General features: G+C 33.3%; 5 protein-coding genes. 1 reads left to right on the plus strand and 4 read right to left on the minus strand.

The genetic code is table 11. From position 1 onward, the window contains the following. Positions 1 to 150: 150 nt before the first annotated feature. The 4 genes from Q5N69_RS11925 to Q5N69_RS11940 all read right to left on the minus strand — a co-directional run bounded on the left by Q5N69_RS11925 (position 151) and on the right by Q5N69_RS11940 (position 5,323). Complete coding sequence (locus tag Q5N69_RS11925; protein WP_304369165.1) at positions 151 to 1,380, minus strand: acetylxylan esterase; 1,230 nt, start codon at positions 1,378 to 1,380, stop codon at positions 151 to 153. A 37-nt stretch (positions 1,381 to 1,417) separates the two neighbouring features. Next, complete coding sequence (locus Q5N69_RS11930) at positions 1,418 to 1,696, minus strand: EF-hand domain-containing protein (protein WP_304369166.1); 279 nt, start codon at positions 1,694 to 1,696, stop codon at positions 1,418 to 1,420. 67 nt (positions 1,697 to 1,763) lie between these two features. Then, the gene (locus Q5N69_RS11935; RefSeq protein WP_304369167.1) at positions 1,764 to 3,683 is read right to left on the minus strand and encodes an arylsulfatase; all 1,920 of its coding nucleotides are present in this window, start codon (positions 3,681 to 3,683) and stop codon (positions 1,764 to 1,766) included. 38 nt (positions 3,684 to 3,721) lie between these two features. After that, complete coding sequence (locus Q5N69_RS11940) at positions 3,722 to 5,323, minus strand: sulfatase-like hydrolase/transferase (protein ID WP_304369168.1); 1,602 nt, start codon at positions 5,321 to 5,323, stop codon at positions 3,722 to 3,724. Between the two features lie 266 nt (positions 5,324 to 5,589). Between Q5N69_RS11940 and Q5N69_RS11945 the strand changes: the two genes are divergently transcribed. After that, positions 5,590 to 6,495, plus strand: coding sequence for an FCD domain-containing protein (locus Q5N69_RS11945; RefSeq protein WP_304369169.1), 906 nt, complete (start codon positions 5,590 to 5,592; stop codon positions 6,493 to 6,495). Positions 6,496 to 6,661 lie beyond the last annotated feature (166 nt).

The raw sequence follows: 6,661 nt of genomic DNA on the forward strand, positions 1-6,661 counted from the left end.
ACTTTGGCATTTTATAGCTAAGTTCCATAAGGGTAATCAGTAAACTAAAAGTGTTGACTAAAATACCTTATTTAAACCGTTACTATTTCAAATCAGGGCTTTGTAGAAATTAAATCCCCTTCATTTTCAATTAACTTTCAAGTATAAATATTAAAGGGCTGTAGGCGTAGTTCGTTCAGAAAACTCGCTACTGTATATTAAACCGTTAGCTTCTATATTAAATACCCATGCTGTAGCTGTTTTGGGTAATGTAGACGCTAATGTAATACCATTTTTTGACGTGTTAATTTTAACGGGTTGCTCATGCCATTTTCTGTCTAAAGTATGGCCTAAATCGTTTGTATAATAGAGTGTTGATGATATTGAGTTTTCGGTATCGTTATTTTGAATATTTTTAACGTTAATACTTACAATTTCGTTCATGATTTTTTCATCATAAAAAGCAGGAAGTAACTTATGATTAAGAACCGAACGAGCAAATATATACGGTTCTTTTGGTGCCCAACCATATTTATGGCTATGTTTTAATGTAGGTTGAATACTTTGATAATGAATACCCTGAAGCAATTTATAAGTATTAGCTTGAGCATCTAAAGAGAAATTGTTTTCTTTAAGGCCAGTTAACCAAAATGTAGGATTTTTAAATTTAGCAATTCTAAGGGCTGGTTCCCATATTTCACGATAATAATTATGTGTAGGTTTTGAAAGTATTTTACCGTATTTGTTTTGCATGGTATCAAGGAATCCACTGCCATAAATAGGGATAGCAAAAGCGAAACGTTGATCAAAACCTATTACTGTTGAAGTAATAACACCGCCCCATGAAATACCTGAAATACCAATTTCATCTTTTTTAACTTCGTTAAAAGATCTTAATAAATTATGAGCCTGAATCGCTGCAGTAATCGATTGATTCATCCATTGGTTGTTTGTAGCTCTTTCTGGATCATTATAAATACCGGGGCGTCTTGGGCCTCCCCATTTGTTTTTTTCCCATTTAGGCTGTTTTTTACCTGTTAAGTAGCCTGTTTGACCTTCTGTCGCAATAGATATAGCGGCAAAGCCCGCATTGTTCCATTTATCTACCCATTCTTTAAATGCACTTCCACCGCCACCGTGCACTAAAACCATTGCAGGAAATGGCCCTTTTCCCTCAGGTGCTTTATAGAATGCAAAGATTCGAGTTTGCTTCCCTTCAAACGTTGCACCTTCAAAATAAATTTCTTGAAAACCATCATCAAGCAATTTATTTGCATAAACTTTCGGAGCTTGTTCAGATTGAGCAAGCTTATCGAGGGCTACAAATACATCATTTGCCAAAACACTGTAAGAAAAAAGCATTAAGGTGATGAGTAAAAGTGTTTGTTTTATGTTTATCATATTTTTCCTCTTTAAGCTTGCTCGGATTATGCTTTATTTATTCTTCGTTATTTTTTTTCTTTTTGTCTTTTTTATTCTTTTTATCTTTCATTTTAGCCATTTCATCTTCACTCAAAAATCCATCGGAATTAGCATCTAATTTTACAAATGCTTTTGTAGATTTTTCTTTCTTTTTAGATTTTATAGTGAATTCTTCAACGCTTACTTTGCCGTCATTATCTATATCTAACGATTGAAAACGAGACTCTTTCGCTTGAACTGATAATATGGTTGAAAATAAAGCAATAAAGGATAAAGCTGTGAATATTTTTTTCATAAGATGTACCTTTAATTGTTAATTAATAATTTTTATTTTACTTTCTGAATATTTCAAAACTTAATAATTAATTTTTAAGTTTTTCTGCATAGACATAAAATGCAGCTAAGCCTTTACTTAAGCCACTTGCATCAGATTTATCATCAAACCAAGCGCGTAAATCTAAATCACCTTTCGTCAATTCAACATTAAAAGTAACTGATAAAGCTCCTTTAGGTATTGGCATCGTTGTAACATCGCCATTTATTTGAACATGAGCAAAGTTTTTTGGAATAACTTTATTTGCTGGTTTATCATGTAAATAAAGACTCAGAGTGTAGTTACCACTTTCAGCTACTTTTAAAGCCCAAGGTGAAACCATAAATTTCTCTTCATTACCAACCCAACCATGGCCTTTACCCCATTTGTCGTTACCAAAACCAGGCCACCACGGCACTTGATCGGTATTAGGAGATAACCAATCCATACCTGTTAACCGAGATGGATTTTCATGTGTACTGCCAATGATAGGGCGAGTAGTCGGTGTTCCTTTACCTATAGCGTGTTGCCACCATTTTTCATAAACTTTTGCTAACTCAGCAACTTTATCAGGATGTTGAGTAGCTATATCATTGCTTTGACCAGGGTCATTAGTAATATCAAATAATTCAGTACCACCCGTTTGAACAGCATGAACATATCTCCAGTTACCTTGCATTACAACATAAGGACGTTGTGGATCAGGGTTTAAAACACGTTGATTTGTAACAACCATAGAACGGTTAGGTAATTTTTCAGCATTCCTTAATGCTGGTACAAGAGAAGTACCGTCAATATCAAGATCTTTTACATTAATATTCGCTAAATCTAGAATAGTTGGAAGCAAATCAATATGTGCAGTTAGATCATTAATATTAGCAGGCGCTTGTAAATTACCATTTGGCCAACTAATGAAAAGTGGTACTCTATGACCGCCGTCATAAACAGAAGCTTTACCTTCTCTCATATAATCATTTAAGGTATTTAGCTTTTTGCCTGTTTTAGCTTCAATAGCTAACTGAACATCTTTAGGTATCCAATTTAATGGCTCACCATTACTTTTTGCTGCAGCAACAGAACCATTATCTGTCATAAAAATAAAGATGGTATTATCATTAACTTTCTCGTTTACTAATGTTTTACGTAATTTTGCAACGTTATCATCTATATTAGTGATCATGCCGTAGAAGTTAGAAAGGTCATCATTTAAACCTAATGCTTTATAAGGAGCACTATATTCTTCCGGTGCTCTCCAAGGTATATGTGGTGCATTAAGAGATAAATATAAGAAAAATGGTGAATCTTTATCAGTTTGTTCTTGCACAAAGTTTATTGCTTCAGAAAACCATATGTCGGTCGCATAACCTTTGTACTTTTTCTCTTCGCCATTTAAATAATAGGTATCATCAAACTGATCGTTTTCCCAATAGTCTGGTGATTGGCCTACACCACCACCACCATGAATAAGTACATGATTAAAGCCTTGATCTTGTGGACGAAATGGATAATTTTCACCTAAATGCCACTTACCAAACATAGCCGTGTTATAACCAGCATCTTTCAATAATTCGGGTAGAATCTTATGTTTATCAGATAACATATGACGTCCCATAACCGTATGCCAAACCCCTGCTCTTAATGAATACTTACCACTCATTAATGCTGAACGTGTTGGTGAACATGTTGGGTCTACATGAAAGTTTGTAAAACGTTGGCTTTGAGACGCTAATTTCTCTATTTGAGGTGTTTGAACAATTGGGTTGTTAAACATACTAAAATCGCCATACCCTTGATCATCAGTCATAAGTAGAATGATATTAGGGCGTGTTTGTTGCTTCGATGATGATTCTTCTGCAACTTTTTGTTTAGACTTATCTGTAGCATTACAACCGCTAACAGCGACAGCGCATATAAATAAGAAACTAATTGTGCTTCGTTTCTTATTCATTAATGACTTTAATAGATTCATAATTTCCCCATTTATATGTAAATAGTATTCTAATTTTTTTAATTAACGTAAGTATTTAGTGGTTCATTACCACGATATTCTTTAACAAGCTCTTTATCTTTTGCTCGTAATTTATTAACGATCATCGAGTTTTCAGGTACATTGATTACGTTATTGATTTCATTTGGGTCGTTTTCAAGATCATATAATTCTTCATAAATGGGTTGTTCTCCATTAATTGATGCAACACTCATTGATGCATAGTCTTGATCTTTTTTCTTATCAAAATAACGTATGTACTTCCATTTATGTGTACGCACACCTTCCATCCGAGGATAGTTTTGAATTGTCATTAGGTTCTCCAAGAAGATTTCTTGTCTCCAATGCGCTTTCTTTTCTGACGTGACATTCATTAGTGGTTGTAAACTAAAACCTTGATAATCTTTCGGAATAGGTGTGTTAGTTAAGTCAAGAATGGTAGGAGCTAAATCAACTAAAGCTACTAAGTCGTTGTTCTTATCTATCTTTTGGATCTTTTCAATTCTAGGGTCATAGATCACCATTGGAATACGAACAGAAGGATCATATAAGTGCACCTTGCCACCTAAACCAAATTCTCCATGCATCAAGCCATGATCTGAGGTAAACACAATAATAGTGTTATCAGCTACTCCTTGATATTTTAGATGTTTAACTAACTTACCTATTAGCTTGTCTATACCTGATATGGTTTGCATTTCTCTAACAATACGTTCTTTTAAACTATCTTCCTCTTTCACATAGTCATAAGTTTCTAGGTACTTACCGTTATATACCGACTTAGGTAATTTAGGCGTTTTTATGTCTTTAGCTGCAGCGTATGTTTTAGGAAGCGCGACATCATTTAAGTGTTCTCTATAAGTCGTTTTATAAAGTTCTAAATCACTATCTCTAAGTTCCATTGAGCCCGTAGAATTAGCATGTGGAACATTAAAATTAATGAGTAAAGCAAAAGGCTTACTTTTAGGACGGCTATCAAGAAAGTTATGTCCTTTTTGAAATGCTTCATTAGGTGTCATGAAGTTTTCAACACCCTCTTCAATAATTTCTATTTGAGTATCTGCTTGAGCATTTTTAAAAATTGCATGACGTGCGTGATCTTTTGGATAGAAACTTAAATGTTTATGGCTGGCATACCAATAATCAAAGCTGTTATCCATCACCCCACTTTTATAACCCGTTACGCCAGATTCGTTTCGTCCTATTGGCGTATGATTCTTTCCTACATAACCCACGAAATACCCTGATTTTTTCAATAACATTGGGTACGTTTTGTTATATGCAGTTTCAGTCATACTGCTATTAGAATTAAAATTAATTCCATGTCTGCGTTCATATAGACCTGTAAGTAATGTTGTTCGACTTGGTGTACAAACAGCGCTTGTAGCAAAAGCTTTCGAGAAAACAGTACCGTTATTAGCTAAGTTATCTATATTGGGGGTTTTAATGATAGGGTTTCCCTCATACCCTGTAACACCAATTTGCATATCATCAGCTAGAATAACAATGACATTAGGTCGAGCCTGTTTCTCTTCCATAACTGTATCAACTGGAGCTTTCGCACAACTCGCTAAACTGACTATAAAGCTAAAAATAACAATTAGATATACAGGTATATTCATTAAAAAATTTCCATTTTTATATTTTCATTTATTTTATTCTTATTTAAAATAAATGTGTCTATTTATATATAGAGTAACCCTCAATATTAATACAAGTCAATATTTATCGATCCGAATCAAATATATTAATAATAAATATGTATTATTTCTGTCAAAATACACACATAATTTGATAAAATACGACATATACTTGTTAAATCATGTAACCTTGAATATAAAAACATCATGATAAATTTTATAAAATATCAATATGTAAGGAAAACAATGTGAGTAAAAAAACTTACTTATTTAAACAGTCTACAAATCGTATGCTTGAGTTAATTGCCAATCTGTCAGACGGCGAAAAGGTTATGCCTAACGATATTGAACTAACTAAATTATTAAAAATAAGCCGTACAACCGTTAGAGCTTGTATTGAGGACTTATGTACTGCAAATATAATAAAGCGTGACGGCGCAAATAAAGTGGTATTACGTCAACCAACTCCAGATGATTATTTCGATATTCAAGATAAAGATTCGACAAAAGACGTACAAATTGAAAAATATTTTTTAGGTTTAATTAATGCTGGTAAATTATTACCTGGTGATAGATTTTCAGAATTAAGCCTTGCTAAAAATTCTGGGTGCACAACGATAACAGTACGTGAGTTTCTAATTAAGTTTTCAAACAACGGTTTAATTGAAAAAATTCCTCGTGGCCGTTGGAAAATGGTTAAGTTTGATGAAGAGTTTGCGAGAGAGCTTGTATCATTCAGAGAAATGGTAGAAATGCGTGCCCTTACTGAATTATTAAAATTTCCTAAAAGTCATGATGTTTGGAAACAGCTTCAACAGCTATTAACAAAACACCAAGAAGTTAGAGCTGATATGGAAAATAGGTATTTAGAATTTCCAGATCTTGATAGAGAATTACATTACATTATTCAACAAAGTGCGAAAAATAGGTTTACTCAGCAATTTTTTGACATTGTCTCGTTCGTTTGTCATTACCATTACCAATGGGACAAAACAGGTGAATTAGAAAGGTTTACTGTTGCTATTGAAGAGCATATCGACTTATTAAATAATTTGATTACTCATAATAATGCTGGTTCTATTCTAAGTATGGAAAAACACTTAAATAGCGCTGAAACAACTTTACTCCGCTGTGTTGAAGGTTTTGAAAGTTAAGCTTAGATTGATGAATCTATTTATATAATTTATTCATCTGTAAAATGATTAATAAAAAGGCAACTCACTGAGTTGCTTTTTTATTAGCAAATGACCCGTCCTAAATAAGGTTGACACTTTTCTTTAAGTAAATTGGAGAGTGTTATGAAATCAACAACTAAGCGTA

Source organism: Pseudocolwellia sp. AS88 (genome assembly GCF_030551755.1).
GTDB lineage: Bacteria > Pseudomonadota > Gammaproteobacteria > Enterobacterales > Alteromonadaceae > Pseudocolwellia.

Coding starts and splice junctions, on each gene's coding strand:
- Q5N69_RS11925 (WP_304369165.1), bottom strand. CDS start 1,380: ATGATAAACATAAAACAAACACTTTTACTCATCACCTTAATGCTTTTT.
- Q5N69_RS11930 (WP_304369166.1), bottom strand. CDS start 1,696: ATGAAAAAAATATTCACAGCTTTATCCTTTATTGCTTTATTTTCAACC.
- Q5N69_RS11935 (WP_304369167.1), bottom strand. CDS start 3,683: ATGAATCTATTAAAGTCATTAATGAATAAGAAACGAAGCACAATTAGT.
- Q5N69_RS11940 (WP_304369168.1), bottom strand. CDS start 5,323: ATGAATATACCTGTATATCTAATTGTTATTTTTAGCTTTATAGTCAGT.